The organism is Terriglobia bacterium (assembly GCA_020072645.1).
GTDB lineage: Bacteria > Acidobacteriota > Terriglobia > Terriglobales > Acidobacteriaceae > Angelobacter.
In genome coordinates, this window is record JAIQGK010000026.1 from 1 (window position 1) to 25,526 (window position 25,526).

At 55.8% G+C, this 25,526-nt stretch carries 22 protein-coding genes and 1 tRNA gene; 16 read left to right on the forward strand and 7 right to left on the reverse strand.

Going from position 1 to position 25,526, the window contains the following annotated elements; translation table 11 throughout:
• Positions 1-157: 157 nt before the first annotated feature.
• A complete protein-coding gene (locus tag LAO76_26025; GenBank protein ID MBZ5494397.1) occupies positions 158-430 on the reverse strand; it encodes a hypothetical protein in 273 nt (90 codons plus the stop codon).
• Between the two features lie 358 nt (positions 431-788).
• On the opposite strand from LAO76_26025, the gene LAO76_26030 reads away from it, so the two are divergent.
• The 7 genes from LAO76_26030 to LAO76_26060 all read left to right on the forward strand — a co-directional run bounded on the left by LAO76_26030 (position 789) and on the right by LAO76_26060 (position 7,708).
• Entirely contained in the window at positions 789-1,190 is a 402-nt protein-coding gene (locus LAO76_26030; GenBank protein MBZ5494398.1) for a response regulator, read from the forward strand.
• Positions 1,191-1,348: 158 nt separating this feature from the next.
• Positions 1,349-2,233, forward strand: a complete 885-nt coding sequence (locus LAO76_26035; protein MBZ5494399.1) for an STAS domain-containing protein — start codon at positions 1,349-1,351, stop codon at positions 2,231-2,233.
• Positions 2,234-2,614, forward strand: coding sequence for an STAS domain-containing protein (locus LAO76_26040; protein MBZ5494400.1), 381 nt, complete (start codon positions 2,234-2,236; stop codon positions 2,612-2,614). It abuts the gene before it with no gap.
• A complete protein-coding gene (locus LAO76_26045) occupies positions 2,611-3,015 on the forward strand; it encodes an anti-sigma regulatory factor (protein MBZ5494401.1) in 405 nt (134 codons plus the stop codon). The genes LAO76_26040 and LAO76_26045 overlap by 4 nt, the downstream gene beginning before the upstream one ends.
• Entirely contained in the window at positions 3,015-4,025 is a 1,011-nt protein-coding gene (locus tag LAO76_26050) for a SpoIIE family protein phosphatase (GenBank protein ID MBZ5494402.1), read from the forward strand. Before LAO76_26045 ends, LAO76_26050 begins: the two co-directional genes overlap by 1 nt.
• A gap of 19 nt (positions 4,026-4,044) precedes the next feature.
• Positions 4,045-6,192 carry a response regulator gene (locus LAO76_26055; protein ID MBZ5494403.1) on the forward strand — a complete coding sequence of 716 codons (2,148 nt, stop codon included), beginning with the start codon at positions 4,045-4,047 and terminating at the stop codon, positions 6,190-6,192.
• A 7-nt stretch (positions 6,193-6,199) separates the two neighbouring features.
• Positions 6,200-7,708, forward strand: coding sequence for a response regulator (locus tag LAO76_26060; GenBank protein ID MBZ5494404.1), 1,509 nt, complete (start codon positions 6,200-6,202; stop codon positions 7,706-7,708).
• 291 nt (positions 7,709-7,999) lie between these two features.
• Here LAO76_26060 and LAO76_26065 read toward each other — a convergent pair whose 3' ends face one another.
• The 5 genes from LAO76_26065 to LAO76_26085 all read right to left on the reverse strand — a co-directional run bounded on the left by LAO76_26065 (position 8,000) and on the right by LAO76_26085 (position 13,207).
• Positions 8,000-8,392 carry a response regulator gene (locus LAO76_26065; protein ID MBZ5494405.1) on the reverse strand — a complete coding sequence of 131 codons (393 nt, stop codon included), beginning with the start codon at positions 8,390-8,392 and terminating at the stop codon, positions 8,000-8,002.
• 187 nt (positions 8,393-8,579) lie between these two features.
• Positions 8,580-9,434: a hypothetical protein gene (locus LAO76_26070; protein ID MBZ5494406.1), complete on the reverse strand. Its 855-nt coding sequence runs from the start codon at positions 9,432-9,434 to the stop codon at positions 8,580-8,582.
• A gap of 502 nt (positions 9,435-9,936) precedes the next feature.
• Positions 9,937-10,683 carry a hypothetical protein gene (locus LAO76_26075; GenBank protein MBZ5494407.1) on the reverse strand — a complete coding sequence of 249 codons (747 nt, stop codon included), beginning with the start codon at positions 10,681-10,683 and terminating at the stop codon, positions 9,937-9,939.
• A 312-nt stretch (positions 10,684-10,995) separates the two neighbouring features.
• Positions 10,996-11,691: an ABC transporter ATP-binding protein gene (locus tag LAO76_26080; protein ID MBZ5494408.1), complete on the reverse strand. Its 696-nt coding sequence runs from the start codon at positions 11,689-11,691 to the stop codon at positions 10,996-10,998.
• Positions 11,692-11,833: 142 nt separating this feature from the next.
• Positions 11,834-13,207 (reverse strand): efflux RND transporter periplasmic adaptor subunit, encoded by a 1,374-nt coding sequence (locus tag LAO76_26085; GenBank protein MBZ5494409.1) that lies wholly within the window; start codon positions 13,205-13,207, stop codon positions 11,834-11,836.
• 323 nt (positions 13,208-13,530) lie between these two features.
• Between LAO76_26085 and LAO76_26090 the strand changes: the two genes are divergently transcribed.
• The 3 genes from LAO76_26090 (at position 13,531) to LAO76_26100 (ending at position 17,981) form a co-directional block, all read left to right on the forward strand.
• Complete coding sequence (locus LAO76_26090) at positions 13,531-15,246, forward strand: GWxTD domain-containing protein (protein ID MBZ5494410.1); 1,716 nt, start codon at positions 13,531-13,533, stop codon at positions 15,244-15,246.
• Positions 15,247-15,282: 36 nt separating this feature from the next.
• Positions 15,283-17,007: a carboxypeptidase-like regulatory domain-containing protein gene (locus LAO76_26095; protein ID MBZ5494411.1), complete on the forward strand. Its 1,725-nt coding sequence runs from the start codon at positions 15,283-15,285 to the stop codon at positions 17,005-17,007.
• A 554-nt stretch (positions 17,008-17,561) separates the two neighbouring features.
• Positions 17,562-17,981, forward strand: a complete 420-nt coding sequence (locus tag LAO76_26100) for a hypothetical protein (protein MBZ5494412.1) — start codon at positions 17,562-17,564, stop codon at positions 17,979-17,981.
• A 90-nt stretch (positions 17,982-18,071) separates the two neighbouring features.
• On the opposite strand, the gene LAO76_26105 is transcribed toward LAO76_26100, so the two are convergent.
• Entirely contained in the window at positions 18,072-18,443 is a 372-nt protein-coding gene (locus LAO76_26105) for a hypothetical protein (GenBank protein MBZ5494413.1), read from the reverse strand.
• 187 nt (positions 18,444-18,630) lie between these two features.
• On the opposite strand from LAO76_26105, the gene LAO76_26110 reads away from it, so the two are divergent.
• The 6 genes from LAO76_26110 (at position 18,631) to LAO76_26135 (ending at position 25,482) form a co-directional block, all read left to right on the forward strand.
• Positions 18,631-19,113, forward strand: coding sequence for a hypothetical protein (locus tag LAO76_26110; protein ID MBZ5494414.1), 483 nt, complete (start codon positions 18,631-18,633; stop codon positions 19,111-19,113).
• A complete protein-coding gene (locus LAO76_26115; protein MBZ5494415.1) occupies positions 19,114-20,517 on the forward strand; it encodes an amidase in 1,404 nt (467 codons plus the stop codon).
• A 122-nt stretch (positions 20,518-20,639) separates the two neighbouring features.
• Positions 20,640-23,156: a glycogen/starch/alpha-glucan phosphorylase gene (locus LAO76_26120; GenBank protein MBZ5494416.1), complete on the forward strand. Its 2,517-nt coding sequence runs from the start codon at positions 20,640-20,642 to the stop codon at positions 23,154-23,156.
• 199 nt (positions 23,157-23,355) lie between these two features.
• Positions 23,356-23,574: a hypothetical protein gene (locus tag LAO76_26125; GenBank protein MBZ5494417.1), complete on the forward strand. Its 219-nt coding sequence runs from the start codon at positions 23,356-23,358 to the stop codon at positions 23,572-23,574.
• A 126-nt stretch (positions 23,575-23,700) separates the two neighbouring features.
• Positions 23,701-25,002 carry a DUF2252 domain-containing protein gene (locus tag LAO76_26130; GenBank protein ID MBZ5494418.1) on the forward strand — a complete coding sequence of 434 codons (1,302 nt, stop codon included), beginning with the start codon at positions 23,701-23,703 and terminating at the stop codon, positions 25,000-25,002.
• Between the two features lie 404 nt (positions 25,003-25,406).
• Positions 25,407-25,482 (forward strand) — tRNA-Lys (locus tag LAO76_26135).
• Positions 25,483-25,526: the final 44 nt, after the last annotated feature.

The following is a 25,526-nucleotide window of genomic DNA, read 5'->3' on the forward strand; positions in this document are numbered from 1 at the left end:
ACTGCTCTCGACGGATAAAGGTAAGTCGTGCATTCTTATGAATGTCCATTCGGGCCTCCAGATTTGAGTTGACTGCTCATCACAATCAGCTTCTCTGGTTTTGCTCGAATGGACAACCTCTTGAAATGTCACAGTTAGCTTTGCGCAAAAAAGCAAATCAGGACGCGGCGGCGCGTCGCGTTAATGTCACTTTGGCGGCCGTCTTGCGGACTATTTCAACCCCGCGCTGCCGATCATAAGTGATTGTCATCTCAACGGAGCAGGGGCCGCAGAGCCAGAAGTGTTCCACACGATTCGACGGTTTGGGCTTTGTTGGATTGGCATTCAGCAATTCAAACTGCGGTTGTGGCGATTCAACCATGAAGATCTTGCCTTCACGCAAATAAACCAGCGGAGTAGAACAGGATGGATTGGCGCATTTTGCGAGCATAGCTTACTCCTTGTTTATCGGCACACCCGAACCCTCGGGTACAGCAGGGACTCTTTGTCTTGAGAATAGATGCCGCATTGGGCTGGTTGGTTCGCTGAAAAGTGTATTTTTTTGCGCACTCGCTAAAAGATCAAAAAACAGCTAGATGGCGTCTTTTGGCGGCCGTTTCGGGACATTTGCCGGCGCATCCGATAAGGTTCTTTATAAAATTCAGGGTTGAAGACTTGCTTTCTGCTCTGGAGACTACTTAGAATTTTATGCTTCCGCAAGAGTGTTAAATCTTGCGTGCTGAGCTAAAATCCGCCTCCGCGACGGATTAGGGCCATATATGGGACAGGCAGTTTCCTTGGAAAAAGGTATGCGTCGAGTTTTGATCGTTGAAGATACGCCGGCAGATATGCGGCAGTCCACGGCTGTAGTGAAAAAGCTCGGGGCACCGGATGTTATCGCGCTGAATAATATTGCTGCGGCCATCCTGTTTTTGCAGGACGTGGTGGAGGGTACCAAGCCGGCGCCTGACCTCATCCTGCTGGATCTTTCCTTCCCCAGAGAGAGTGGATTCGAAGTACTGCGATATTGGAAGTCCAATGCCAAGCTCAATGGAATTCCTGTAGTCGTATGGACGGTGATGGGCGACACGGAAAAGAAATTATGCCAGTTTTTTGGGGTAGAGCACGTGATACCCAAGTGGGCAGGCCCCAAGGAACTGGAAGCAGCCCTGAAGACTTTTGTGCAGGATTCCGATTCGGCGCAGGCCTGAGGCCGGACAGCATATCAGCTTCCATCTGCATCAAATTTAGCCGCTGCATCTTGGGGCGATTTTGCCGCGTTGTATTTTTCCTGCCCACCTAAATAGCATCCAGCACCCTGTAAACGGATTTTATGAAAGCACCTGAAAAATATCTGGAGGACCTATCGATGAGCAAATTGCCCGAGATGATCAACAAGCATCACGAGGAAATACGCGCGGACTGGGTGAGGCAGATGAGCACCGCGGTGCGCCGCGCCGACCTGATCAGCAATGAGGAAGTGGAATCGCAATCCCGTGAACTGATGGATGCCATCGCCATGGGCGCCAGGTCCGGCGACGTAACCAACCTCGATGGGCCCGCCTGGGGACAGGCACGGGACACGCTGAGCGCAATCTCCGCATCGCGGGCGAAACAGGGCTTTACCACCAGTGAAACCGCCACTTTTGTGCTTTCACTCAAACAGCCGATCTTTAACGCGGTGCGCCGGGAGAACCCGTCCGATCCTGCCGCGCTGTTCGATGACATCTGGAAATCAACCCAACTCGTCGATAAGCTGGCGCTGATCACGGCCGATGCTTTCCAGGCCACGCGAGAGAAGTTCATCGCGCGGCAGCAAGAAGAACTGATGGAGTTGTCCACACCAGTCGTCAAGCTGTGGGATGGAATTCTTGCCCTGCCGATCATCGGCACGCTGGACAGCGCCCGGACCCAGGTGGTGATGGAGTCATTACTGCAAGCCGTGGTGCAAACGAACTCACGAGTTGCGATTATCGATATCACTGGCGTTCCCACAGTGGACACACTGGTGGCGCAGCATCTGCTGAAAACGATTACAGCCGCGCGGTTGATGGGCGCGGACTGCATCATCAGCGGCGTGCGTCCACAGATTGCGCAGACCATTGTTCATCTTGGCATTGACCTGGCGGGCGTGATTACCAAAGCGAAGCTCTCAGACGCTTTTGCACTGGCACTCCAGCGCACCGGCCAGGTGGTGACAAAAGTGAACGGCGACAACGCCGGCAAACGCACGCTTCTCAGGCGGGAGGAGTAAATGGAACGTATTCCAATCCTGCGCATGGGGCAGTTCCTGCTCGTCACAATCCAGGTGGACATGCATGACCGGCTGGCGGTGCAGCTTCAGGACGATCTGACAGAAAAAATTTCAGAGTGCAGCTCCCGCGGCGTCTTAATTGATATTTCAACGCTGGAGATCGTGGATTCATTCATCGGCAGGATGCTGGCCAATATTGCAGCCATGGCGCGCGTGCTGGACGCCGAAACCGTGGTGGTGGGCATGCAACCGGCCGTGGCCATCACGCTGGTTGAGCTGGGCATGTCACTGAGCGGAGTGCGTACCGCGCTGAATGTGGAAACGGGAATGGAACTGCTGTACGAACTGCGCGGAGATTTCCATTCGGAGATGGGTGGATGAAGTCGACAAAGCAGGAGACCGTGCCGATTGCCACTTCCGCGGATGTAGTGGTGGCAAGACAGAAGGTGCGGCAATGGGCCATTGAAATGAAGTTCACGCTGGTGGACCAGACCAAACTGGTGACCGCCGCGAGTGAACTGGCCCGCAACGCCCTGGAACACGGCAAGGGCGGCCACATGATGATTGAGCAGGTAGAGAACTCCATCAAGAGTGGTTTGAAGCTGGTATTTGAAGACCGCGGGCCGGGCATAAGCGATGTGGATGCTGCTTTGCGTGACGGTTTCACCACCGGGGGCGGTATGGGACTGGGACTGGGCGGGAGCAAGAGACTCGTCAACGACTTTCAAATTGAATCAGAGCTGGGTAAAGGGACGCGCGTAACCGTGGTCCGCTGGAAATAATGTTTCTCTCTCAAACGGTCTCGTTGTCCGATTTCAGTTCCACGGCTGAGGCCCGCCGCGCCGGCGCGCGCATGGCCGCTTCACTTGGCCTGAATGAAACAAAATCGGGCGAAGCTGCGATATTGATTACTGAAGCTGCCCGCAATGCGGTGGTCTATGGCGGCGGTGGCCAGCTGCTGCTCTCCGGAATCAAATCCAAAAACGGGACAAGAATGGAAATCGTGGCCCTGGATCGCGGGCCGGGTATCGCCGATCTCTCACGCGCTTTGCAGGATGGATACTCCACCGGCGGTACTCCGGGGACTGGATTGGGCGCGATCAAGCGAATGGCTGAGGCCTTTGACGTTTTCAGCAACGCCAAAGGCACAGCTATTTTCGCGCGCATAGAACAATCAGAAAACGAGCACCATGCGCGCAAATCTTCCGTGGAGATTGCTGGGCTGGTTTCGCCGATTACGGGAGAGACGGCATCTGGCGACAACCTTGCCTGGGAAATCAATGGCGATCGATGCATGGTGATTGCGGCGGATGGATTGGGCCATGGAATCCAGGCAGCCGAGGCCGCGGATGAAGCGGTGCGGGTATTTCGCGCCCATAGCAGTGAATCGCCGGCAAGCTTGATCTCCCGCGTGCATGATGCGCTGAAAAAAACCCGCGGCGCGGCAGCGGCTATAGCGGAAGTGCGCCCGCTGGCCGGAACATTGACCTATGCGGGAGTTGGCAACATCTCAGGAAGCATCCTAAGTAGTACGCTGAGCCGCAGTTTGGTCTCACACAACGGCACCTTGGGACACGTGATGGCCAGAGTGCAGGAGTTCAAAGTGGAATGGCCCAAAGACGGCGTCTTGGTGATGCATTCTGACGGGTTGCAGTCGCGCTGGGACCTCTCGCGTTATCCCGGCCTTCTTGGGCGGCAACCCGCGTTGATTGCAGGCGTACTATTACGCGATTTTCGCCGGGAACGTGATGATGCCAGCGTGCTGGTGCTGAAGGGAGCGGCAGCGATCTAGTCCGAATCCAGTGAACCAGATGAGCAACCGGCTTTCGACGATCACATTACGGAATGAACGCGACGTGGTGCAGGCCCGCCAGCGAGCGCGTGAGATCGCCGCCCTGCTGGGATTCGATAACCAGGAGCAAATCCGGCTGGCTACAGCAACTTCAGAGATGGCGCGGAACGCCTACCGTTACGCTCGCGGGGGAAAAGTAAATTTTGATGTGGAGATTGGACGGACACAGACTCTGGAGATCACGGTTTCTGATACCGGCCCGGGTATCGATAATCTGAATGAAATTTTTGAAGGTCGTTACCGTTCCACTACTGGAATGGGTTTGGGAATTGTAGGCACCAAACGGCTCATGGACAATTTTGAGATTACCAGCAGCCCTTCCGGGACTGTGGTGACGATGGGCAAAGACCTGCCATTCGCAGTGCCGGTGCTTACCCCAGCGCGCTTGAAGGACGTGACCGATAAGATCAACAGCAAGACGCCGGAGAGCCCGTACGAGGAAATTGACCGGCAAAACCGAGAGTTACTGAAGACCTTGCAGGAGCTGCGCGCACGCCAGGAAGAGCTGGCTTTGCTGAATCGCGAACTGGAAGACACCAATCGCGGCGTGGTTGCGCTGTACGCTGAGCTGGATGAACGAGCGGATTATTTGCGGCGCGCTTCAGACCTGAAGACCAGTTTTCTTTCCAACATCTCGCATGAATTTCGCACGCCGCTGAATTCCATTATGTCGTTGGCGCGGATACTGCTGGACCGGCTGGATGGCGACCTGACGGACGATCAGGAGACGCAAGTCGGATTCATCCTGGAGTCAGCAAAAACATTATCTGAGATGGTGAATGACCTGCTTGATCTGGCCAAGGTGGAAGCAGGGAAAGTCCGGATCAGGGTGAAGACGTTTGAGGTGATGGAGCTGTTCAGCGCTCTGAAGGGCATGCTGAAGCCGTTGCTGGCGGACAACAGTTCCGTGGACCTGGTTTTTAGTGAAGGCGCAAACCTGCCGCCCATGCGGACAGATGAAGGCAAGGTTTCCCAGATATTGAGAAACTTCATTTCCAACGCCATCAAGTTTACGCCGCAGGGCGAGATAAAGATTTGCGCCGAACTACGCGGCAGCGGCTCAATGTTGTTTGAGGTGACGGACACGGGAATCGGCATTCCGCCGGAACATCTGGAGACCGTGTTTCAGGAATTTTCCCAGATAGAAAATCCATTGCAAGAGCGCTATCGCGGTACGGGTTTGGGATTGCCGTTGTGCAAAAAAATGGCGTTGTTGCTGGGCGGCAAGGTTTGGGTAAAGAGCGAACTGGGCCGTGGGTCGAGCTTCTTTGTGGAACTGCCTATCGTTTATAAAGGTGAAGCCGATGTGGCCGGATCGCGCGAGGAGATGCCTGCGCCGGAATTTTCACGGCCCACGGTTTTGCTGATCACGCCGGAAGCGCAGGTGTTCTCGTTGATTGATCCTGCGTTTAAGGTTTCAGAATTTCAGCTCATTCACGTGGAGAGCCTGGAGCGCGCGGAGACATGGCTGCAACGCCACCAGCCGCGCGCCGTGGTGCTTGATATCGAGGAACTGGAAAATCCGGGATGGGATTTCCTGCGGTTTTTTCCCAAGTCGGATGATTCGAGCGAACAGATTCCGGTGATCGCCGTGACGAAGCCACGGGATTCCGGCCACGCTTTGGATTCCGGCGCGGCGCTGGCCATCAGCAAGCCACTGGAAGCAGCGAGCGTATTACAAGATGTCCGCCGAGTCACACGGCAGGAAAAGCCGAAAAAACTTCTGCTGGTGGACGACAATGATCTGTCGTTGTATATTTTGCGCGAACTGCTGGACCGTCCGTGGCTGAACCTGGTGGAAGCGCATAATGGGCAGGAAGCGCTGGATATGATTGATCGCGAACAGCCGGATGCGGTGATTCTTGACCTGGTGATGCCCGGGATGGGCGGATTTGAAGTGTTGCAGAAGCTGCGTGACCAGGAACAGACACGCCGTCTGCCGGTGATTGTGTACACGTCAAAGTTGCTGACCGGCGAAGAGAAGAAGCGGCTGACTGATCTGGCCGCAGGATTGATCGCCAAGAGTGACGTAACAACTTCGCTTTCTCCTGAATCGTTGTTAAGTTCACTGGCCAAGATGGACATTGCGGGACCAGAGGAAAAATAAACCAGAGATGACAGAGCGCCAGACATCGCGGGTCCTGCTGGTTGACGACACGGAGCAAAATCGCTACGTGCTTTCGCGAATCCTGGCGCGCGCGGGCCTGGAAGTTGAGCAGTGCACCACCGGCAAAGAAGCGCTGGAGCGCGTGAAATCCTGCCCGGACCTGGTGATTCTGGACGTAAAGCTGCCTGATCTTTCCGGCTATGAAGTTTGCCGCCGCATCAAGACTGATCCAGTCACGCGTTCCGTGCCGGTGCTGCAAATTTCCGCGTCATTCGTGAGCAATGAAAGCAAAGTCCAGGCGCTTGAGGGCGGCGCGGACGGATATCTTACTCATCCGATTGACGCCACGGTGCTGGTGGCGACGGTCAAGTCTCTGCTGCGGCTGAAGCAGGCAGAATTAATCTCGCGGCAGTCGGCGCAACAATGGCAATCCACGGTGGACGCGCTGCCGGAATATCTGGTGCTGCTGGATACGGAAAACAAAGTCGTGCGCTGTAATCGGGCGTTTGTGGAGCTGAGCGGGAAAACTTTCAGTGAAGTAATTGGGCACGATGGCGTCGCAATCCTGGAGCAGGTGCTGGGCAGCGCGGATTTTCTCACGCATACTGAAACCTCGCGTTATGTGGCCGAACAACAGCAGGGGCAGCATTGGTTTCTGGTTACAGCAGACGCCGTAATGACCGGCACGCAGCGCTTTGGCTCCATTGTGGTCCTGACCAACATTACTGAGCGCAAGCTGGCGGAAGAAACTTTGCGCCACACGGAAAAGCTGGCGGCTACCGGCAGGCTGGCGCAGACCATCGCGCATGAAATCAACAACCCGCTGGAAGCATTGACCAACCTGATTTATCTTTCCACGCACACGGACGATCAGGAGCAAGTCAGGGATTTCCTGAAGCAGGCGACCAGAGAGCTGGAGCGCGTTGCCAAAATCACGAAACAGATTTTGTCTTTCCATCGTGAAACCAAGATTGCCGTGGAGCTGGACTTTCAGGACATGGTGCAGTCCGTGCTGGCGTTATACGTGGTGCAGATGGAAGCCAAGCGCATCACGGTCGATTTCAAAAAAGGCCCGGCGTTCTGCATCCATGGATTTCCCGGCGAGCTGCGCCAGGTTTTTGCCAACATTATCGGCAATGCGATTGACGCGTCACCCGATCAGGGCAGCCTTTGTCTTCGCATCCGGAAAGGAACTTCGCATGGCGTTCCGGGCGTGGTCTTCACCATTCACGATGAAGGTCCGGGCATACCAAAAGAGCTGCGCAACCGCGTGCTGGAACCGTTTTTTACCACCAAAGAGCTCAAAGGCACCGGGCTGGGACTGTGGCTGGCGAACAGCCTGGTCATCAAACATCGGGGAAGCCTGCGTTTTCGCTCACGACGCGCCAGCGGCGGCCGTGGAACCTGCTTCAGGGTATTCTTGCCGTTTGGAACGCCGACCGACTTCAAATCCAAGGTTGAAAAAGAAAAGCCCCAAAAAGAAAAGTCGGCCCAGGAACTGGTCAAGGAAAATTGATCCGCTTAGCTGCCGGCCAGCGCAGGCAGCAGGACCATCAACGCGGCGATCCACAATCCCATCCAGATCAGGAAGTTTTTGGTTCCAGCCATCTCTCCAGTATTCACGGTGAGCCCCTTTCAAATGCTGTTGCTGGCAAGAGATAGTGCAACTGCGGGGCCAAGCGTATCTTGTCTTTTATTATCAATAGCTTAGAGGCGAAGATAAGCCGCCATGTGTGTCAGAAAATCTCTGGGTGCGTGTTCTGGCGCACACATCCCAGGGCGGCGTGATCCAGGCCTTACAAAATCGTTAAATTACGGGATTTCCCAGCACTTCCCGCAGTTTGGCGGAAAGGATTTTCATGGTAAAGGGCTTATGCACCAGCACGGTGCCGGGCTTCAAAACGCCGTCCGGCGCCAGTGATGCATTGGCATAGCCCGAGATATAGACCACTTTCATCTCCGGCCGTGAGCGCATCAGCTTTTCCGCCAGCATGGGGCCGGTCAGCGGATGCATGACCACGTCGGTCAGCAGCAGGTCAATCTTTCCCGGATATTCCAGCGCCACCTTCATGGCATCGTGGGCACTGGCCGCTGAGAGCGTGCAATATCCCAGATGGCCAAGCAGATCCACGATGACCGTACGCAGAGACTCTTCGTCATCCACTACAAGAATGGTTTCTTTGCCGCGACAATAATCCAAGGGAACCTTCTCAGTTTCTGTCCGATTTTGCGGAACCTGGGCCAGCTATTACCAAGATTGTGAACCTCTCGGCGGACGGTTTCAACTGGAAAGAGTGGGTCGTTAGGCACAATAAGGGCAATGGCAGCAAGCAGACAGGGACCTAGTGGGCGAGCGCAAAGACGAAGTCTTTGGGACGCTGGGCGACTTAGATCATGCCTTCCAAGACTTTTGAGAGTTCCAGCACTTCAAGGTTGGGCGGACATTCAGGCCAGTTATGACGCCAGCAGATGATCATGTCGCAGCCGTCTTTTTTGTGGCGATGGCGGAGGAAGTTGCGGCTCTCAAATTCAAACTCAATGCGGACGCGCTGCCACACGCCGCGGGACACCTCGAACATGGCTTCGCAGTCGGGGAAATCCGGCTGGATGCGGAGAACGACGAACCCGAGTTTGCGCGCCAGGATGCCAAAGACGAAGACTACGCCGAGCTCGTTGGTTGGTTCATGGGCGAGTTCCGGCAGCATCATGGGTCGGCCATAAACCGGGCGATCGCGATGAATGGGGCCTTTGCGGACGCGCGGGCGGACAAAAGCTTTTGCGGCTTTGCGCTGGTTCGTTACTTTGGCATCACCGAGCTTGAGCACGTCCTGCCAGTCGCGCTCTAGTTTTGACTGGCGCGCGAATTTGCGGAAGGCCTCAGGAATGCGCGTCCAATGGCGGTAGCGGGTGTGAAAGGGCATGTTGCTGAAGCGTCCGGCGCTTTCATATTCATGCACGCTGGGAACCTTGCCCAGCTTGCGGGCGACGGCGGCCCAGTCAAGCAGCAGAGTGGATTCAGGCAGGCTGAAGCCGGGGCCAGTGGCTTCAAGTCCGGCGGCAGCCAGGGCGCGACCGAGGCCGCCGAAGCGCTTATAAATGACCTGCTCCGAGACACGGCCAATGAGGCGGAGATCGCGGAGGCTGGGATTGCGGCCAAGCTTCTTGGCGGAAAGACGGATGGCCTTGAGGACCTGTGGTTTGGACATGGGGATACATTGAGCGGCAAGCGGAGTTTTGGGCATTTTGTTTCCTTTCGGCAAAAGAAAAAGCCACGCGTCTTTGAGTGAACCCAGATGCGGGTGGCGGAGTTAGTTGCTTTTAATTCAGAGAGTTAGAACTGGAGGATGGTGCAGCCGGAGAGATTGTGGCGGGAAATGAAAATTCTCCCTCTACTTACTAGTGTGGGAATTTGAGGGGGGCTGGGACATTTTTTGAAAAAAATATTTTTTGGGGCGTGGCCGCCCTCGCCTGCGGGGGTGGCCCGGAAAATTCATCTCCTATTACCATATGCAGTTTTTTAGGTTTCTGGGGACATGTTTTTGGAAAAATATTTTTAGGCATCATTGGCTTGGTTTTGTCGAGAGAACTCCCTGACGCGGCATGGGCGCCTGATATATTCTCGGGGTCCTTCGGCTTGCCCTCGGTCGCACAGCTCCTTCGGGCGGCGCTCAGGATTGACAGGGGTTTAGAGTTTTTTTCACGGCCCTAAAGGGCCGTTCTTACACCGGGCATGACGCTGAAGCGTCATGCAGTAGTGGCTGTCGCCGCAGCATTTTGCAATATGGGCAAGCGCTTTTGGCGGAATCGAGCGATCAGCGATAATGCGCCAAGTAAAGCCCACAGTCCGCCGGCAGCAGCGATGCGAGTCGACTCCAGGTCCTTCTTGATGCCTGCCATTACCAGAAAACCCACGAAGATGAGCGCACCGGCCGCCATCCAAAATGAGCCGATGACAGTTTCCAGCAAGCCAATCCTTGGCCGAACCAATTGGTGTTTCACAACGGTTAGCGCGTCAATCGCCCTGCCCGCAATCCACCAGAATGGAATACACAGGAACGGCCATGTAACGGCCCGCCATAGTAGATCGTTCATTCCCTCAGGTGACCACTCTCGTTTGGTCGGGGTGTTCATGGCGTAGGGCAGTTGGATTAATCCGCCGGGAATATCGAGCGCTACAACTGACGAAAGAAAGAAGTCTTGTTTGGGTGACCAGCGCTGACAGTCCGCCACCATGGTCTGCTCAATGACGTGAGGAAGAGGAATGTGCAGCGCATGAACGATTGTGAGCCTTATGGGCCAGAGGAGCGCGGCACAAAGCAAGAGTTGTGCGGACGGCAGAAGCCAGGCAAACCTGATTTTGCTGATGATAGGATGGCGCAGTTCGATAGACTTTAGTTGTGGCGTGGCGAGCATTGCGGGAAAGGTTAGCGGGATGATGGCAATCCACGCAAGCGCTTTCTTTTTTGTCGAGAGAACTCCCCGAAGCGGCATGGGCGACCGATATATTCTCGGGGTCCTTCGACTTGCCCTCGGTCGTACAGCTCCTTCGGGCGGCGCTCAGGATTGACAAGGGTTTAGAGTTTTTTATGCGGCCATGAATGGCCGCTCCTCCACCGGCCATGACGCTGAAGCGTCATGCGAAGCGGGTGATGGCCGCTTTTCCACCGGGCCATTCTTTCCCCGTTACCGCAAACGCAAAAGAGGCGCATTTATGCGCCTCTCGCCAATTGTCTCTGTTTCTGATCTGCGTTTATCCGCCCGATCTGCGGCGAAAAATCCTCTGCTCTCCGGCGAAAATCGCGGCTATTGCTGCGGCGCGACTCTGCTTTTGCGTTCGTCGCTGGCGACGATGCCGTCCTTGATATGGACGACGCGATAAGCGTGCTCGGCGATATCGGCTTCATGCGTTACCAGCACAATGGTATTGCCCTTGAGGTGAAGCTCTTCCATCAGCTTCATGATTTCATTTCCAGTTTGCGAGTCAAGGTTGCCGGTAGGCTCGTCGGCCAGGATGATTGAGGGATTATTGACGAGAGCGCGGGCAATGGCGACGCGCTGGCGCTGTCCGCCGGAAAGCTCATTGGGCTTGTGGTTCATGCGCTCGCCCAGGTCCACGGCCTCAAGCGCCGCCTTGGCGCGGGCAATGCGTTCGTCAGAAGGCGTGCCGCTATAGATGAGCGGAAGCTCGACGTTGTGCAGCGCGGTGGCGCGGGCCAGAAGGTTGAACGTCTGGAAAACGAAGCCGATTTCTTTGTTGCGAATGCGGGCAAGCTCGTCGTCATCAAGTTCGCTCACAAGATTGCTGTTGAGCCAGTAACGGCCTTTGGTGGGCGTATCCAGGCAGCCGATCAGGTTCATGAGCGTGGACTTGCCCGAGCCTGAAGGGCCCATGATGGCAACGTATTCACCGCGATCAATGCGCAAGTTGACGCCGCGCAGCGCATGCACCTGTTCCTGCCCCATCTGGTAGGTCTTCCACAGGTCTTCCGTGCAGATGATGCATTCAGAAGGCGGTGCAATGATCTTGTCAGAAATGTCGGCGACTTGTGTTGACATCAATTTCTCCTGGTCTGTTGCCACCGCGTACCCCACTCCATACTTTAGTCGTATAAACGTTTAGACGCTAAAAAGACGCAGGAGTTTACGACTCTCCCAGCTTGACCACGGAATTATCCACTTTCACTCCGGCGCCATTGCGCAGGGTCTTGAGGACTTTATAGCTGCCGGTAATGATTTCATCGCCGGGCTGGAGGCCGCTCTTTACCTGGATTTCTGTGCTTCCGGTGAGGCCGGTCACAACTTCATGGAACTCAGCTTTCTTGTTCTTGACCACAAAGACGCCCTGAATATCAGTGTTTTCTTTCTTCACTGGCCCGGCTGGAGCGGTCTTGTCCACGGGCTTTTTGGGGTTCTTCTGCGCATCAAGATCATTCTTGTCACGCATGGTGAGCGCCTGGATAGGAATTGTGACGGCATCGCGCGCCACGCCGGTAGTGATTTTGGCGGTGGCGGAAAGTCCGGGACGAAGGTTGGGCGGCGGATCAGTGAGCGTGATAACGACCTTGAAATCCTTGGCTTCCTGCCCGCCGGAAAGGCTTTGCGACGTGGAAACACCGGTGGAGCGGATGATGGCGTTGTCGCCGATCTCGCTTACTTTGCCCTTGAAAGTCTGGTTGGGAATCGCGTCAATCGTGACTTCCGCCGGCTGATCGAGTTTTACGTTGACGATGTCGGTTTCATCCACCTGCACTTCCGCCGTGATGATCGACATATCTGCCACTGTCATAAGAGTGCTGCCCGGAGAATTTTGAATACCCATGACCACGGTCTCGCCTTCATGCACGGGAAGATTCGTTACCGTGCCGTCAAAAGGCGCGGTGTATGTGGTCTTGCTGAGAACGTCATTTACTCGGGTTAATTGCGCTTTGGACTGGCCAACGCGGCCTTCAGCGGAATCAACCTGCGCCTTGCTTTGCGCCACGCGAGCGATGTCCTGGGCATGAACGGCGTCGGCCACTTCATAAGCAGCTTTCTTGGCGTCGTAGTCGGCCTTGGAGATCAGGCTGTCCTTGTAAAGTTTCTCTGCGCGGTCGTAATCAAGCTTGGCGCGGGCAAGATCGGCAGTGCTGCTCTTGAGCTGGGCCTGCGCGGTGTTCAACGCAGCCTCAGCGGCAACGGCGTCAGTCTGGGAACTGGAGAGGGTGGCGCGCGTCATGGCAACATCGGCGGCGGACTGCACGTTTTCAAGCTGGGCCAGGACCTGGTTCTTCTTCACGGTGTCGCCTTCGCGCACAAACAGGCGGACGATCCGGCCCATGGCGTTGGCGCCCACATTGACCAGAGTCTTAGGCTTGATCTGGCCGGAAGCCGTGACCACAGAGGAAATATCCTGCTTATAAACCTTGCCCGTTTGGACCGTGACAACGTTCTTTTGGCTCTGATTGACGGTGAAGCCGACAATCGCGCCCAGCAATAAAACAACACCTAAGATAATTAAAATTTTCTTTACGTTCATGAATTAACCTTCCGGAATAAAACGCGGAATACGTCCACCATATATACGCCGAAGGGACTGTGAAAGTTCCTTCGTCAAGGCAGGAGCACTGCGCTGGGCGTTGAATTGGCGGTGGGCGGGTACCAGTCTATGATTATAACGGGTTAGCAGGGTAGCTTTACATAATTTGATAAAGCAAAAACCTTAAAATTGTTAGCAAGAAATGTCCCAAATTGCATTCTAAGGTCGATAAGAAAAGGGCGGAATCGGCTTTCCATCCTTGATTATGGGGTTGCAAAAGACTTAAAATCCAAATATCTGCCCGTTTGAAGGAGGGCTCCCTAGTGTTATCCCGTCACCCCCGTTTTTATACCGTGCTTTTATCGGCTGTGTTGGTTGGTTCAGGCTGTTTCGTAGTGCAGGCCCAGGAAAAAGATGCGAAGTCGGATAAGGCTGGTAAGTCGGCGCAGGCGGATGGACAGCAGGACCCGCTGAAACGCGAGCGGAAAAAGGACAATCAAGACGCGACCAAAGAAAAACTAGGCGGTGTATACAAAAAATGGCTGGATGAAGATGTCCGCTGGATCATCACCGATGAAGAGCTTTCAGCGTTCAAGAAGCTCTCAAATAACGCCGAACGCGACACGTTTATTGAAGGATTCTGGCAACGTCGCGACCCTACGCCTGATACCGCTGAAAACGAATACAAAGAAGAGCACTACCGGCGCATAGCCTATGCCAACGAGCATTACGCCGCGGGCATGCCGGGCTGGCGCACCGACCGCGGAAGAATTTATATCATGTATGGTCCGCCCACCTCGATTGATTCCCACCCCATGGGCGGCCCATACCAGAGATCGCCGGAAGAAGGCGGCGGCCAAACTGAAACCTTCCCGTTTGAGGTGTGGCGTTACCGCTATCTGGAAGGTATTGGCCAGGAAATCGAAATCGAATTTGTTGACGATTGCGGCTGCGGCGCCTATGAAATGACGCTGGACCGCTCCAAGAAAGACGCCCTTCTGCACGTCCCCAATGCCGGCCTAACCACCCTGGAAGAAATGGGCCAGGCCAACAAAGCTGACCGTTTTCGCGGTGGCCTGGAAAACATTGGTGAAGGTCCTTTCAACAGGAACAATCAGTCCAAGCAGTTTGATCGCATGGAGACTTTCGCCAAGCTGAACCGCGCTCCGGACGTGAAGTTTAAAGACCTGCAAAATGAGCTGGTCACCCACAAATTCCGCACCAACCTGCTGCCGTTCGACGTGCAGGTTGACTTCGTCAAACTGACTTCAGACACAGTCCTCGTCCCGATCACGCTCCAAGTCCCGCTCAAGGGCCTCACCTTCGCCAACAAAGATGGCGTGCAGCGCGCCGTGGTCAATGTTTATGGCCAGCTGACCAAGCTTTCCGGCCAGATCGTGCAGACCTTTGAAGAAACGCTGCATCGCGACATTCCGGCCGAGCTGCTGGAAAAGGAAATCAACAACGTTTCGCTGTATTGGAAGGCGCTGCCCATGCGTCCGGGGCTTTACCGGCTTGATGTAGTGATGAAAGACGTCAACGGCGACAAAACCGGCATTTTCAGCCGCAGCTATACCGTTCCCGATTTCGGCGATGAAAAGCTTACGTCTTCCACGCTGATCCTTGCTGACCAGATGGAGCCTGTCCCGGCCCGCGAAGTCGGTACCGGCAATTTCGTCATCGGAACCAACAAAGTCCGGCCCAAGGTCAGCTCTTCTGACGGCAAGCCGGCCTCATTCACCAAGAAAGAGAAGGTCAATTTCTGGCTCCAGGTTTACAATCTGGGCGTTGACCAGAAGACCAACAAGCCTTCTGCCACGGTGGAGTACCAAGTGGTAAACACCGCAACCAACCAGCATGTGTTAGACTTCACGGAATCGACGGCCCAAATGGGAAACGTTGGCGAGCAGGTGACCCTCGGCAAGAGCCTGCAATTGAGCCAGCTTGACCCCGGCATTTACCAGGTAACCATTAAAGTGAACGACCAGATTTCCAAACAGACGATTTCACCCACGGCCAAGTTCGCCGTACAGCAATAGCTGCACGAGGGCTCCACTTTAACTGAGGTGGTGGATATGACCCGCAAATTCGGATGTTTATTGGTGTTCCTGTTGGCATGGGCGCCGCTTCATGCGGCCAGCGTTGGAGCCATTGCGGGATACGTCAAAGACAGTTCCGGAGCGCCCCAAATGGGCGCGGTGGTGGAGGTTTTTGTCTCCGCCGCCAGAGTGGGCACAACCGTCTTCACAGATTCGCGCGGTTATTACCTGGCCAACAATCTGCCGGCTGGCAATTATTATGTAAAGGTAACAGCCGCGTCTTTTCTGCCCTCGTTGCGGGAAAATATTCCCCTGCACTCCGGCGCGCATGTCATCATCAATCTCACGGTCAATACCTTGGCGGACGCGCTCAAGCTGATGCCGACTCGCCGCTCTGACGCTGAAGATGCCGACGATTGGCATTGGACGCTGCGCTCAGCCGCCAACCGTCCGATCCTTCGCGTTCTGGAAAAAGACAAAGACAGTAGTGACAGCGGATCTCTGGTTGTGGTCACGCACAATAAATCTGAGCGTGGAGGCAGTGACGATGCGCTCAAAGCCAGCGTCGCTTTCATCGCCGGCGCCGGCGCAGATGGCTTTGGCAGTGCAGGCGACGTTACCACCGCATTTGCGCTGGAAAAATCGCTGTTTTCCTCCGGCACGCTCTCCTTCAATGGCAATATCGGCGCGTCGTCGGGCGATCCCACGGGCGTGCTTCGCGCCTCCTACGCGCATGACATAGGCGATTCTTCTCGTCCCACTTTTACCGTGACTTACCGGCATTTTGCCGCGCCCGGAGTTGCTGTCCAGAATTCGCCGTACGCTGCCGTAACCATGAGCAGCTCTGACAGCACAACCATTGCTGGCTTTATTGACCTGAGCTACGGCGCTGATCTGCAATCCACTGAGTTTGCCAACCGCGTGATCGCGCTCCGTCCGCATGGCTCCGTCGATGTCCATCTCTCGCCCAACATGCTGGTGGAATATCGTTATGCCACCGCTGAGCCTGATACACGCGCGGCCAAGGGCTTTGATTCCGCTCCCGCCGACCTGAGCGAGTCCGGTCCGCGCATGGCGCTGCTCAACGGTGAGCCTGAAGTGGAAAAAGCCGCGCACCATGAGCTTTCCGTCTCGCGTCGCATGGGCGATACCAGCGTTCAGGTAGCAGCGTTTTTTGACCACGTGCAAAACGCCATCCTCACTGGCGCAGGCGATCCTTCCAGCTATTCTGATGACGTGCTTCCAGACGTTTATTCCGGCACATTCTCTTATGGCTACAGCCCGGGCGTGAGCAGCACCGGAGCGCGCGTGGTGGTGCAGCGCAAAGTTTCTGATGACCTTACGGCCACAGTGGACTATTCCACTGGCCAGGCCATTGTGTCTGACTCTGCCGCCGATTGGCAGGCCCTGGCTCAGACGCTCAGCACCCGACGCCAGCATTCCGTCGGGACAAAGCTTTACGGCCATATCCCCTCCACCGGCACGCGCTGGATTGCTTCCTATAAATGGACCAGCGGCAACACGCTCTCTGCCGTCGATGCGTTCAACGCCTCGCCCGGCCAAACCGATCCTTACCTGAGCGTCTTTATCCGCCAGCCAATTCCCGGAACGTCCTTCATCCCCGCCAAAATGGACGCACTTCTTGACCTGCGCAACCTGCTCGCCCAGGGCTACGTCCCTGTAATGGGCCAGGACGGACGCACCGTGTACATGGTCCAGTCCGCCCGCTCGCTGCGTGGCGGGCTGGCGTTTACCTTCTAAAATCCCGAGCGCCGCGAGGGAACCCTATCTGGTCATTGAGTCCCGAAGCCTAACTGTTTCTGCAATCCCGAAGCGTAGAGAGGGATCCCTACCCGCTTATTCAATCCCGAAGCCTTAGTGATGTTTTCACTGTCATTCTGAAGTTGGTAACGTTTCAAAAAGTTTCGAACTGTCGTCCTGAGCGGAGCGCCGCAAACTCGCTTCGGACGCTTCCATGGAGTGGCGCGGAGCCGAAGGATCCCGAGGATCTTTCCATCCTGAAATGCCGCATCAAGGCGTTCTCAGGAAGTCCGAAGTCTCGAGCGTAGCGACAGATCCCTATCAGAGCCGAGCGGATATTTCTACCTCACGCCACCGCCACTCCCTCTACTTATATAGTGTCGTTTGCGACAACTTCCGGGACATATTTTTCAAAAAATATTTTCAGCCGCCAAGTGTGTCCCAAAGCGAAACAAGTGTCAGGGCACGGCTTCAGCCGTGCCGTATAGGTCGATAATATCGTTGGCTTTAGCCACTGGTTGGAATTCCGTTCCTTATCAGCGTACATTTGCGGTGTGAAACGGTTCAGATCAGCGATCGCCTGTGCTGCTTTCTGCGTCATTACCGTCGCGCCACGCGCGGCAGAAAGGCAACCTGTTGTCGTTGTGCGTGGCCCCACTGTAGTGGCATTTTTTGAACCAGCCAATCCCGGGAAAGGGGAAAAAGACCCTGATGCTAACGAGGCATCGGCGGACTTCCAGTTCTATGCAAGAAATGTCCGGGAGCCGTTCAGGAAAGAGGGAATCGAATTTCATGAACTGTACACGCGCTCTTTTCAATTGCGTGAGGGAAAGAAATTGACCACGTTCAGGCCCGTCAAAGCAGATGTTGGATATTACTTAGTCGCACCCGGCAAGAAGCCACGTATTGAGTATGGCGTCATGACCGACGCAGATCTCTTGCAAGTGGCGAACCAATATTTCGGTATTCATTAGAGATTTTGTTCGTCGTGGCGATCTGTGTGCTTCGGCCAATTTCAGCGTCGAGATATCAGAAAAGATTCGCGAAGATTCGCGGCTAAAATCCTACTCATCCCAAAACTTCCGCCACCAGCCTTTTTTCTCTTCGGGTGCTTCGTCCTCAAATACCGGCTCGTCGCTGAGGCCAAGAAATCCTCCGGCACGCGTGGACGCATGTTGCGCGGCAGGTCGCGGGGGAAGACTGCTTCGTAGCTGCTCCGTCGCGGCACGCTGCGCCACTGCGGCCCGCGCTCGGCGGAACGTGGCAATCCCCAAACTGTCTCCACCGCCCGCCGGCAGCACGGCAATTACAGCGCTTGGCCGGGCCAGCGCATAATCGATTGGCCCGCGAAGAAGCGTGTCAATTCTTGTTCCCTGCGCCAGCGTTGAACGAAGAATGGAAGTCGTTTTCTGGTCAAAAGCGATCCAGCGTGCCATGGGCAAACCATCCGTGAATTTGAACTGAGACAAGCGGCTTTTAATTGGATGCAAGCTGCTCGCCCCGCGTTTGATGGCCTGTTTCCGCGCTATGTTTGAAGATCGCGTTTGGCGCGCGCTGTTTGACGATCAAGACGCGCTTCATTTACTCTCCCCGATTGGAAACTTCTTAACCGGAGAACACGGGATGTCCAAATTCCTGCTTGGCCGGCGCCAGTTTGCCCTTGGCGCGGCAGCGGCCGCCACTACTGCACTGATTCCAAAGGGAAACGCGCTGACGATCGATGCGCTGGCCCAGGCCGCTGCAAGCCCGGCGGCCTCTTTTGATCCCCAGTCCCTTGAAGGCAAGACCCGGGCCGCTATGGCCAAGCTTTCCGCCTCCGCCCAGGCCGAAGTGGAGATGAAAGTGGCGTCGATCTTCCGCAAATATGGTGAGCGGCTGAGTGAAGAGCAGAAAGCCGACATCCGCCGCATCATGGCCGAATCGCAGGAAGGCCTGGAAAAAATGCGCGCCTTCAAACTGGAAAACAGCAACCAGCCTGCTGACGCGTTCCGCGCCTATCGGGCCGAAGCAAAGCCCGGCGCAGCAAAAGAGAAGTTAGGCGGAGCAAAAGAGAAGCCCCGGACGACGAAGCCTGCTCAATCCAAGTCCCGGAAAGAGACCAAATAAATGCTCAGCGAAGACATTCTCTTTCTCCCGGTCAATGAACTTTCAAAGCGCATTCAAGCGCGCAAGCTTTCCCCCGTTGAACTCACAGAAAGCTATCTGGATCGCAGCCGCTCGATCGGCAAAAAACTGAATGCGTATGCCACGCTCACGCCCGACTTGGCGTTGCAGCAGGCGCATGCGGCGGAAAAGGAAATCGCGGCAGGGAAGTATCGCGGCCCGCTCCACGGTATTCCTTACGCCGCCAAAGACCTGCTCGCGGTCAAAGGCTATCCCACTGGCTGGGGCGCGCGGCCATACTCTGACCAGCGCTTTGATTATGACGCCACAGTCATCAAAAAGCTGGAAGCTGCCGGCGCGGTGCTTCTGGGCAAGGCAGCTATGATCGAGCTGGCTGGCGGCATGGGATACCGTTTTGCCTCGGCGTCCGCCACCGGCGCGGCCAGAAATCCCTGGAACACCGATTACTGGACCTGCGGCTCTTCGAGCGGCTCTGCCGCCATCACCGGCGCAGGACTCGCGGCCTTTGCCATTGGCACTGAAACCTGGGGATCGATCATCTGTCCTTCCGGATTTTGTGGGCTCAGCGGCCTGCGTCCGACTTACGGACGCGTGAGCCGCAGCGGCGCCATGGCCCTCTCTTACACCATGGATAAAATCGGCCCCATTACGCGTAGCGCCGATGATTGCGACCTGGTTCTGAAAGTTATTTCCGGCCATGACGCCGAAGATCTGGGCTCACTGCCGGAGGCGGCCGCAAAGTATTCCGGCGCGCCTGAGGTAAAAGGCAAGCTGCGCGTGGGCTGGCTGGTGAACCAATGGAAAGAAATCAAGCCGGACGTGAACGGGCCCGTGATGGCCGCGCGGCAAGTTCTGGAAAAGAGCCCTTCCATCGAGCTAAGTAACACCACTCTTCCCGACGGTCCCTGGGAGACCGCCGCGGGACTTGTTGTTTCCGTGGAAGGCGCAACTGCATTTCGAACATTGATTCAATCGGGTCGCGTGGCTGAGCTGACTGATCCACTGGGGAAAATCGGCGGCTACATGAATGAAGAGATCAGCGCTTCAGACTTCATTCTGGCCCAGCGCATCCGCGCCATTCTGCAGGTAAAGATAGATGAGATTTTCCAGCACGTTGACGTTCTGGCCACGGCCTCATTGCCCGTGACCGCCAGCAAACTCGACGCCAACCTGGACGAGGCGTTAACCTTTGCCGATCCCATTGGCGGCATCGGCAATATCTGCGGTCTGCCCGCCATCAGCGTACCTTGCGGCTTCGGCCAGCACGGCTTGCCAGCGGGCATCCAGTTTATTGGCCGCGCCCTCGACGACGCAAAAATCGTTCAGGCGGCGCGCATTTTCCAGCGCCAGACAGATTGGCACCGCAAGCACCCCAGCCTTAGCTAACTGCCAGTGGGATCAATATGATCAGGGTATTTCACTGAGTGCGTTTCCAGCGCGCACTGTGCAATACTAAATGGGTTGCCGCGTAGCCTCGAGTGCTGGGGGCGTGCATCCAATGATCCAGAATGTCCGCTGATTTTTTGACCGGAACACGGTTTAATCCGGAACCGCTGCGTGAATCCATCCTGCGGCACATTCATTACGCGCTCGCTCGCCCCGGAGGGAGTCTTGTTCCGCGCGAGCTTTTCAAGCCTCTCTCGCTGACCATCCGCGATTACCTGATCGATGGTCTGCTCAAGACCGAGCGACGCTATCGTGAAGGGAAGGTCAAGCGCCTTGGCTATCTCTCCATGGAATTTCTGATGGGGCGCTGGCTCAGTGACAATCTGTGCAATCTTGGCCTGGGCGAGCAGTGCCGTTCCGTGCTGGCGGAATTTGGCGTGAAGCTGGAAGACGTTCTGGAAGTGGAGCCCGATGCTGGCCTTGGAAATGGCGGTCTGGGCCGTTTGGCCGCGTGCTTTCTGGAGTCGCTGGCCACCATGGGCATGCCAGGCTTTGGTTACGGTATCGACTACGAGTACGGCATGTTCAAGCAGGAGATTGTTGGCGGCTTCCAGCGGGAAAAGCCGGACCAGTGGAAGTCTGAGGGCACGCCGTTTTACATTGAGCGTCCTCAGGATTTCTGCACCGTGCCCATGTATGGACGGCTGCAGTCTTCGCGTGATTCGCACGGCAACCGGCGGCAGAGCTGGGTCGATAGCAAAATTGTCGTCGGCGTGCCCAATGATCTGCCGGTGGCCGGCTACGGTGGCGACACCGTAAACTTCCTGCGCCTGTTTACGGCGCGCGCGTCAGAAGATTTTGATATTGAAATTTTCAATCGCGGCGACTACATTCGCGCCGTTGAGCAGAAGATTGCCTCGGAAAATATTTCGCGCGTTCTCTATCCCTCTGATTCTGTGCTCTCCGGCAAAGAGCTGCGGCTGAATCAGGAATATTTTCTGGTGGCATGCGCGCTACGCGACATCCTGCGCAATTACATGTCCACCCACGCGAGCTTTGACGATCTACCTTCCAAGGTCGCCATCCAGATGAATGATACGCATCCCAGCCTGTGCGTGGCTGAGCTGATGCGCTTTCTGGTGGATGAGAACTTGCTCGATTGGGACCATGCCTGGGAGCTTACCGTGGCCACGCTTGGCTACACCAACCACACGCTGCTGCCTGAAGCGCTGGAAAAATGGCCTGTCTCGCTGATTGAGCGCGTGCTGCCCCGGCACACGGAAATTATCTTTGGCATCAACCATCAGTTCCTGCGTACCGTCGCGCGCAGTTGGCCGGGGGACATTGACCGGCAACGCCGCATGTCGATCATTGAAGAAGGTCCGGAAAAGCAGGTGCGCATGGCCAATCTGGCGATCGTCGGAAGCCATGCGATTAACGGCGTTTCACGGTTGCATAGTGACCTGATCAAGAGCGCGCTGGTGCCGGACTTTGCCCAGCTCTGGCCGGAACGTTTTAGCAACAAGACCAACGGAGTTGCACCGAGGCGTTGGTTATTGAAAGCGAATCCGGGCCTTTCAGCGCTGCTTACCCGCACAGTGGGCGAAGAATGGATCACAGACCTGGAGCGCGTGCGCGCGATTGAAAAAGGCGCAGGCGATCCCGCGTTCCGCGAGGAATTCCGCGCCATCAAACGTCGCAATAAAGAAAAGCTGGCGCGCGAAGTGTTTAACACCACGGCCGTTGCCATCGATCCGCAATCGATGTTTGATGTCCACGTGAAGCGCATTCATGAATACAAGCGCCAGCTCTTGAACGTGATGCGCGTGATTCATGAATACCTGAGCGTGGTGGAAGATGGCGTGGAACCGCAGATGCAGCGTAGCTATATTTTTGCCGGCAAGGCCGCTCCGGGATATTGGGCAGCGAAGCAGATCATCAAGCTCATCAACAACGTTGCCCAGGTGGTGAACTCTGATCCGCGGGTAAAAGACCGCATCAAGGTTGTGTTTGTTCCCGACTATCGCGTCTCGCTGGCGGAAATCATCATGCCTGCCGCTGATCTCAGCCAGCAGATCTCCACGGCGGGAATGGAAGCTTCCGGGACCGGCAACATGAAGCTGGCCATGAACGGCGCTCTTACGCTGGGCACGCTTGACGGAGCAAATATAGAAATCATGCAAGCCGTGGGTGAGGCCAATATTTATACCTTTGGCCTAACGCGTGAAGACGTGAGCTGGTACCAGGAATCGCGCAGCTACAATCCGCGCGAGATCTATCAAAAAGACGCCACGGTGCGACGAGTGGTGGATTGCCTGGCTTCAAACCTCCTTTGCCCAGACGAGCCCGGCCTGTTCCGCTGGATCGTGGATGAATTGCTGGATCGCGGCGACCGCTATTTTCATCTGGCCGATTTGTCTTCTTACATTGAAGCCAGTCATCGCGCGGAAAAAGATTATCGCGAACCCGACGTGTGGACCGCCAAATCCATCCTAAATGTGGCGCGCACCGGCTTCTTTTCCAGTGACCGAACCATCGCCGAATATGCCCGTGACATATGGAACATCAAACCCGCAGCCGCTGTCGCCGAGCGCGAATCCGATGCTAAAGAGCCAGTGAGGGCTGAAGTTTCACGGTAAAAACGGCCCCCATAAGCCAAAATGGGGCATGAGTTCGGCTTGTGAAAGAGGGTTCTTTTCCACGTATTCCACAGCCCTAGGTCATTTTTTAACACGTTTTTAACATTTGGCGCGTCCTGGCGCGAGTGTAATAGAGACAGGTAAAAACAGCGTCTTTCGCAGCGTACTCCGCAGCGAATCCCCAGCCCAGGAGAAAATAATGCGAATCGTCCAATCGCCCTACCAGGCCCGAATTGTTCCCCAGAGCGCAGGCGCGCCCAACCTATGGCGCTGCGTGATTGAGCAGGAAGACTCACGTGAAGTGGTGGTGCTGCATGAAACGGCCCGCAAAGAAGACGCGCGATGCATGGCCCTGCTGGAACTGGCGCGACTGGAACCCACCGGCACGGCCTCGCGATGGTCGCCCGGGAGCGAGTAACGGTTTGCCACATATGCAGCGCGATCCTCATTCCATCCTTGACCTCCACTTGTGCATTCTCTAGGCTTGCTTCTCTAGACTTATTCAATGAAGAGCGGCAAGCAAGACCGGAATGCAGGAGTGGCGATGCGCGCGCACTTGGGCCGCTCCGCCCTGGCAAAACTGGCGCCGCGCAAATTTGATCCTATCGATGTGCTGCGGCAGAGCGCGAAAAACCGCATCGCCGCGCTGCTGCCCATCAAATTCAAGCTGATGAGTCAGTCGCCGTTCGTTTTCTTCCGCGGCTCGGTTGAAATCATGGCTGCCGATCTGGGCGAGGCGCGGCACACAAAGATTGAAGTCCAGATGTGCGGGGATGCGCACGTAAAGAATTTTGGCTTCTTTGCCACGCCCGACGAGCATATAGCGCTGGACATCAATGACTTTGACGAAACCCAGCGCGGCCCATGGGAATGGGACGTAAAGCGAATGGCCACCAGCATTATTCTCGCTGGGCGCGTCGCCGGCCATACTGATTCCCGCTGCAAGGACGCCACGCGCGTGTTTATCGGCGAATATTGCGCATGGATCAGGCGATTCGCCACCATGCCCGCGATTGCGGTTGCGCGCCATCGCGCGCTGCGCAACATGCGTGATCCTGTGATGGCCGCCGCGCTGAAAAAGGCGGAACGCGCCAGCCCGCTTGACAGTCTAAGAACATTGACGCGCAAAGACCGTCGCGGCGGTCGCAGCTTCATCTCCCAGCGCGACTCCATCTGGGATGTGGAGGGCGCCGAAGCAAAAGCCGTGCTGCGCGCGCTCACGGACTATCGCCACACGCTGGCCCCTGACCGCCAAATGTTGTTCGACTGCTACGCGCCGGTTGATGTGGGATTCAAAGTCGTTGGCACCGGCAGCGTGGGAACGCGCGATTACATTGTGTTGCTGCTGGGCCGGCATGGTGGTGAAACCGATCCGTTATTTTTGCAGATCAAAGAAGAACCGCCATCCGCATACGCCGGCTACTATAAGGACCGCTTCACGCCACCGCATCAGGGCGAACGCGTGGTCCGCGGCCAGCGCGCGCTCCAGGTTTTTTCTGACTTGCTGCTGGGCTGGTGCTCCATTGCCGGACGTGACTATCTGGTGCGCCAGATGAACGACCACAAGAGTTCCATCGCACCGGAGGAGTTGAAAGGCAACCGCCTGCTGGAATATGGCAAAGTCTGCGCGGAGCTTCTGGCCAAGGGGCATGCGCGCTCTGGAGATCCGGCACTGCTGGCGGATTATCTGGGCCGTCCGGGCAAGGCGGAGAAGGGACTACTGCAATATTCCGTGGCGTATGCGGACCAAGTGGAGAAGGATTACCAGGCTTTTATTAAGGCCCTGAAGCGTGGGTTGCTCAAGGACGCCATGAAGATTGCGGACCATCGGAGTTTTGCCGGCTGAAAATCGATTGTCGCGGGCCGATAATCAATTGTTCCCAGCCGACAATCAATGTTCGCGCTTAAGACCAATTCCGGCTCAATCGCAGATCATTCCGAGCTTAAAAATTTGCAGATAAAAAATGGGCCCGGAGTAGGGCCCGCTTTTCTCCAAGAAGAGAGAAAAGACAGGTTCGACTTTTCTCCTTCGTGAAGCGCCTAGTGTTCTTCTACGCCCGCCACTTTAACGCCAGATGAAAGTCACATGAAGCCTCTGTGAATCCGCAGGCGGCCATTTAAAACCTGAGATCCATTGGCGTGAATTTTAAGCTTCGCTCAATCGTGAGCTGCAACTCCCGGCAAAAGCCCTTGTGTTACACTGATATTGCTTCCTGTGATGTCCCTCATCTGATCGAGTTTCCACAGCAAGGGCGCGTAGCTCAACTGGCAGAGCAACTGACTCTTAATCAGTAGGTTGAAGGTTCGATTCCTTCCGCGCTCACCAATATTTTCATGCCATGTATCGTTCTCGCATCTGCACAAGCGGAC

What these genes read in the sequence shown, in the direction of transcription:
- LAO76_26115 (MBZ5494415.1), top strand. Translation starts at nt 19,114, where the DNA reads ATGCTCAGCGAAGACATTCTCTTTCTCCCGGTCAATGAACTTTCAAAG.
- LAO76_26130 (MBZ5494418.1), top strand. Translation starts at nt 23,701, where the DNA reads ATGCGCGCGCACTTGGGCCGCTCCGCCCTGGCAAAACTGGCGCCGCGC.
- LAO76_26110 (MBZ5494414.1), top strand. Translation starts at nt 18,631, where the DNA reads ATGTCCAAATTCCTGCTTGGCCGGCGCCAGTTTGCCCTTGGCGCGGCA.
- LAO76_26040 (MBZ5494400.1), top strand. Translation starts at nt 2,234, where the DNA reads ATGGAACGTATTCCAATCCTGCGCATGGGGCAGTTCCTGCTCGTCACA.
- LAO76_26120 (MBZ5494416.1), top strand. Translation starts at nt 20,640, where the DNA reads ATGTCCGCTGATTTTTTGACCGGAACACGGTTTAATCCGGAACCGCTG.
- LAO76_26060 (MBZ5494404.1), top strand. Translation starts at nt 6,200, where the DNA reads ATGACAGAGCGCCAGACATCGCGGGTCCTGCTGGTTGACGACACGGAG.
- LAO76_26045 (MBZ5494401.1), top strand. Translation starts at nt 2,611, where the DNA reads ATGAAGTCGACAAAGCAGGAGACCGTGCCGATTGCCACTTCCGCGGAT.
- LAO76_26030 (MBZ5494398.1), top strand. Translation starts at nt 789, where the DNA reads ATGCGTCGAGTTTTGATCGTTGAAGATACGCCGGCAGATATGCGGCAG.
- LAO76_26075 (MBZ5494407.1), bottom strand. Translation starts at nt 10,683, where the DNA reads ATGCCGCTTCGGGGAGTTCTCTCGACAAAAAAGAAAGCGCTTGCGTGG.
- LAO76_26025 (MBZ5494397.1), bottom strand. Translation starts at nt 430, where the DNA reads ATGCTCGCAAAATGCGCCAATCCATCCTGTTCTACTCCGCTGGTTTAT.
- LAO76_26035 (MBZ5494399.1), top strand. Translation starts at nt 1,349, where the DNA reads ATGAGCAAATTGCCCGAGATGATCAACAAGCATCACGAGGAAATACGC.
- LAO76_26070 (MBZ5494406.1), bottom strand. Translation starts at nt 9,434, where the DNA reads ATGCCCAAAACTCCGCTTGCCGCTCAATGTATCCCCATGTCCAAACCA.
- LAO76_26055 (MBZ5494403.1), top strand. Translation starts at nt 4,045, where the DNA reads ATGAGCAACCGGCTTTCGACGATCACATTACGGAATGAACGCGACGTG.
- LAO76_26105 (MBZ5494413.1), bottom strand. Translation starts at nt 18,443, where the DNA reads ATGGCACGCTGGATCGCTTTTGACCAGAAAACGACTTCCATTCTTCGT.
- LAO76_26125 (MBZ5494417.1), top strand. Translation starts at nt 23,356, where the DNA reads ATGCGAATCGTCCAATCGCCCTACCAGGCCCGAATTGTTCCCCAGAGC.
- LAO76_26050 (MBZ5494402.1), top strand. Translation starts at nt 3,015, where the DNA reads ATGTTTCTCTCTCAAACGGTCTCGTTGTCCGATTTCAGTTCCACGGCT.
- LAO76_26085 (MBZ5494409.1), bottom strand. Translation starts at nt 13,207, where the DNA reads ATGAACGTAAAGAAAATTTTAATTATCTTAGGTGTTGTTTTATTGCTG.
- LAO76_26095 (MBZ5494411.1), top strand. Translation starts at nt 15,283, where the DNA reads ATGACCCGCAAATTCGGATGTTTATTGGTGTTCCTGTTGGCATGGGCG.